3 protein-coding genes are annotated in these 4439 nt (G+C 62.4%); all 3 read right to left on the bottom strand.

Annotated features, from left to right (window positions below; all coding sequences use genetic code 11):
• Positions 1–30: 30 nt before the first annotated feature.
• The gene (gene gcvP, locus ACR0NF_RS21705) at positions 31–2886 is read right to left on the bottom strand and encodes an aminomethyl-transferring glycine dehydrogenase (RefSeq protein ID WP_480778945.1); all 2856 of its coding nucleotides are present in this window, start codon (positions 2884–2886) and stop codon (positions 31–33) included.
• A gap of 111 nt (positions 2887–2997) precedes the next feature.
• Complete coding sequence (gene gcvH / locus ACR0NF_RS21700) at positions 2998–3363, bottom strand: glycine cleavage system protein GcvH (RefSeq protein WP_480471648.1); 366 nt, start codon at positions 3361–3363, stop codon at positions 2998–3000.
• Positions 3364–3380: 17 nt separating this feature from the next.
• Positions 3381–4439 (bottom strand): glycine cleavage system aminomethyltransferase GcvT (gene gcvT / locus ACR0NF_RS21695; protein WP_480778944.1); only part of this gene is annotated, 1059 nt, incomplete at its 5' end.

The raw sequence follows: 4439 nt of genomic DNA, 5'->3' as shown, positions 1-4439 counted from the left end.
CCCCGCCGATTTTGGCGGGGTTTTGTTGTATTATTCTGCGGCTTCTTCGTATTCTGACATGGGGGGGCATGTGCAGATGAGGTTTCTGTCGCCGTAAGCGTTGTCGACGCGGTTGACGGGGGACCAGTATTTGTCGACGCCCATCGAGCCCGGAGGGAAGCAGGCCTGTTCGCGGGTGTAGGGGCGGTCCCAGTCGCCGACCAGATCGCGCACCGTGTGGGGGGCGTTTTTCAGCGGGTTGTTCTCCGCGTCGATCTTGCCGTCGATGATGTCCTGCGCCTCGGAGCGGATCGAGAGCATGGCGTCGCAGAAGCGGTCCAGCTCGTCCTTGGGTTCCGATTCCGTGGGCTCGACCATCAGGGTGCCGGCCACGGGCCAGGACATGGTCGGGGCGTGGAAACCTGAATCAACCAGGCGTTTGGCCACGTCATCCACGGTCACATGCGCCTCGGCGTCCAGCGGACGGGTGTCGAGGATGCATTCATGCGCTACGCGACCCGTTTCCGAGGTATACAGGATCGGATAGGCATCCTGCAGACGCGCAGCGATGTAGTTGGCGTTCAGGATCGCCACCTTGGTCGCCTGCGTCAGACCCGCGCCACCCATCAGCAGCACATAGGCCCAGCTGACCGGCAGGATCGAAGGCGAGCCAAAGGGTGCCGCCGAGACCGGACCCACGGCAGTGCCGTATTCCGGATGGCCGGGCAGATGCTCTTCCAGATGCGCCTTGACGCCGATCGGACCCATGCCGGGGCCGCCGCCGCCATGCGGGATGCAGAAGGTCTTGTGCAGGTTCAGGTGGCTGACGTCACCGCCCACATCGCCCGGACGCGCCAGACCGACCATGGCGTTCATGTTGGCCCCGTCGATATAGACCTGACCGCCGTGATCATGGGTGATCTGGCAGACCTCCTGCACGGTGGTCTCGAACACGCCATGGGTCGAAGGGTAGGTGATCATGCAGGCGGCCAGATGATCGCTGTGCTTCTCAGCCTTGGCGCGGAAGTCTGCGACATCGATGTTGCCCTTGTCATCCGCCTGCACCGGCACAACCTGCCAGCCCACCATCTGCGCCGAGGCCGGGTTGGTGCCATGGGCCGAGGTTGGGATCAGGCAGACATTGCGCTGCCCTTCGCCGCGCGCGAAGTGATAGTTGCGGATGGTCAGCAGCCCCGCATATTCCCCCTGCGCGCCCGAGTTGGGTTGCTGGGAGATCGCGTCATAGCCGGTGATCTGGCACAGCTTGTCGTTCAGATCGGCGATCATTTGGGTGTAGCCCTGCGCCTGATCTTGCGGGCAGAACGGGTGCAGATTGCCGAACTCGGGCCAGGTGACCGGGATCATCTCGATCGTGGCGTTCAGCTTCATGGTGCACGATCCCAGCGGGATCATCGCGCGATCCAATGCAAGATCACGGTCGGCCAGACGGCGCATATAGCGGGTGATCTCGGCCTCGGCCCGGTTCTTGTGGAAGATCGGATGGGTCAGGTATTCGCTTTCGCGCAGGGCATAATCGGGCAGGCGGTATTGCTTGTTCGAGCTGTCATCCTTGCGGTCGATGCCAAAGGCGCCCCAGACGGCCTCGATGGTCTCAGGCCGGGTCTGTTCGTCCAGGCTGATGCCAACCTTGCTGTCGCCGACCTTGCGCAGGTTCACACCACGCGCCACGGCGGCCTCCATCACCACTTTCTGCAGATGGCCGACCTCAACCGTGATGGTGTCAAAGAACACTTCCGGTTCCACGGCAAAGCCCGCCTCTTCCAGACCGGCGGCCAGGCGCGAGGTCTTGCGGTGCACCGATTGCGCGATGGCCTTGATGCCGTCGGGGCCATGGTAGACCGCATACATCGAGGCAATCACGGCCAGCAGCGCCTGCGCGGTGCAGACGTTGGAATTGGCTTTTTCGCGGCGAATGTGCTGTTCACGGGTCTGCAGCGCCAGGCGGTAGGCCTTGTTGCCGCGGCTGTCGATGCTGACACCGATGATCCGGCCCGGCATCGAGCGTTTCAGCTTGTCGGTGGTCGCCATATACGCCGCGTGCGGCCCGCCATAGCCCATCGGCACGCCAAAGCGCTGGGTCGAGCCGATGGCGATATCCGCGCCCATCTCGCCGGGGGATTTCAGCAGCGCCAGCGACAGGATGTCGGCGGCGACAATGGCGATGGCCTTATGTTCATGCAGCGCCGCGATTTCCGATGTGAAGTCGCGCACGTGGCCGTGGGTGCCGGGATACTGGAAGATGGCGCCAAACACCGCGCCTGCGTCCAGCGTGTCCGGGTCGGCCACCTGCACCTCGATGCCCAGAGGCTCAGCCCGGGTTTTGATCACCGCGATGGTCTGCGGGTGGCAGTTTTTATCGACAAAGAAGGCGGCATTGTTGGCCTTGGAGCGGCCGCCGCGCTTGGCCATCGCCATCGCTTCGGCGGCGGCGGTGGCTTCGTCCAGCAGGGAGGCATTGGCCACATCCAGCCCGGTCAGGTCGCTGACCATGGTCTGGAAGTTCAGCAGCGCCTCAAGCCGGCCCTGGCTGATCTCGGGCTGATAGGGGGTATAGGCGGTGTACCAGGCCGGGTTTTCCAGGATGTTGCGCAGGATCGGCGCCGGCGTGGTGGTGCCATAATATCCCTGACCGATCAGCGAGGTCAGAACCTTGTTCTTGCTGGCCACCTCTTTCATGTGAAAGAGCGCATCGCGTTCGGTCATCGCCGGACCCCAGTCCAGCGGCTGTTTCTGCCGGATCGCCGGCGGCACGGTGGCGTCGATCAATTCGTCCAGCGTCTTGAAGCCGATCACCTTGAGCATGTCGCGCATCTCGGTCGGGCTGGGCCCGATATGGCGACGGTTGGCGAAGTCATAGGCTTCGTAATCGGTCAGTTTGAAGGCCATGTGTGCGCTCCTCAAGGATAGGTCAGACCCGGCGGAGACTGCGGGAGCCTTCGGCGGAGATATTTTTAGCCAGATGAAGGGCGGATCCGTGACTGGACCCGCCATTTGGGTTTATCCGATGAAGGCTTTGTAGCCAGCTTCGTCCATCAGATCTTCGAGCTGCGACGCGTCTGTGATCTTGATCTTGTAGATCCAGGCCTCGCCCTCGGGGTCCTCGTTCAGCGCGCCCGGGGTATCGGCCAGCGCCTCGTTCACCTCGACGATCTCGCCATCGACCGGGGCATAGAGCTCGGACGCCGCCTTGACGGATTCGATCACGCCGATCTCGCCGTCTTTCTCGAACTCGTCGCCAACTTCCTGCTGCTCGACGAAGACCACATCGCCCAGCTGTTCCGCCGCATGTTTGGTGATGCCCAAAGTGGCCGTGTCACCGTCAACGGTCAGCCATTCGTGCTCTTCGGAATAATAGGTTGCCATATGTCTCTCTCCTGACTTCAACGCTTGTAATTCTGGGTGACGAAGGGCAGCGCCACGATCTCGGCCGGCTGCGGCTTGCCCCGGATGATCAGGTTCACCGCCTCACCCGGCTCGCCATGGCCTTTGCTCACATAACCCATCGCCACCGGTCCGCCGACCGTGGGGCCAAACACGCCCGAGGTGATCTGGCCAATGGTATTGCCCTCGGCGCACTGGATCTCAACGCCCTGACGCGCCGGTGCGCGGCCCGCCGGTTTGATGCCCACCAGCTTTTTGGCGGGGCCTTCGGCCAGTTCCTTTTGCACCCGGTCGGCCCCCGGGAAGCCGCCCTCTTCCTTGCGGCGCTTTTGCATCGCCCAGCCGAGGCTCGCCTCGACCGGCGAGGTGCTCTGATCGATGTCATTGCCATAGAGGCACAGACCCGCCTCGAGCCGCAGGCTGTCGCGCGCGCCCAGACCGGCCGCTTCGCAATCCTCATGCGCCAGAAAGGCCTTGCTGATCTCGATGGCCTTGTCCTCGGGGATCGAGATCTCATAGCCATCCTCACCGGTGTAGCCCAGCCGCGAGATGCGGCATTCGACACCCAGGATATCCGCCACGGTGGTTTCCATGAACTTCAGATCCCGCGCGGCAGGGCAAAGCGCGCCCACCACATCTTCGGCCTTGGGGCCCTGAACCGCCACCAGCGCACGATCGAAGATCTCAGTCACCTCAACGCCGTCCAGATTGGCCTGCATATGCGGAATATCCTGATGCCGCAGCGCCGCGTTCACCACCACAAAGTAGTGATCCCCCGCATTCGACACGATCAAATCGTCCATGATCCCGCCGTCTTCGTTCGTAAAGAACCCGTACCGCGCCTTGCCTTCCTTCAGCGTCGCATAGGCCTGCGGGCACAAAGCTTCCAGCTTCTCACCCACATTCTCGCCCCGCAGAATAACCTGACCCATATGGCTCACATCAAACAACGCCGCCTTCTCACGACACTGCTTATGCTCACCCATTATCCCCAAGGGATACTGAACAGGCATCTCCCAACCAGCAAAATCAACCAACTTACCTCCCAACTCAACATG

It is taken from the genome of Ruegeria sp. CF4, assembly GCF_056537345.1.
Note: the sequence above shows the minus strand (reverse complement) of the source record. Positions and strands in the feature narration are given on the sequence as shown.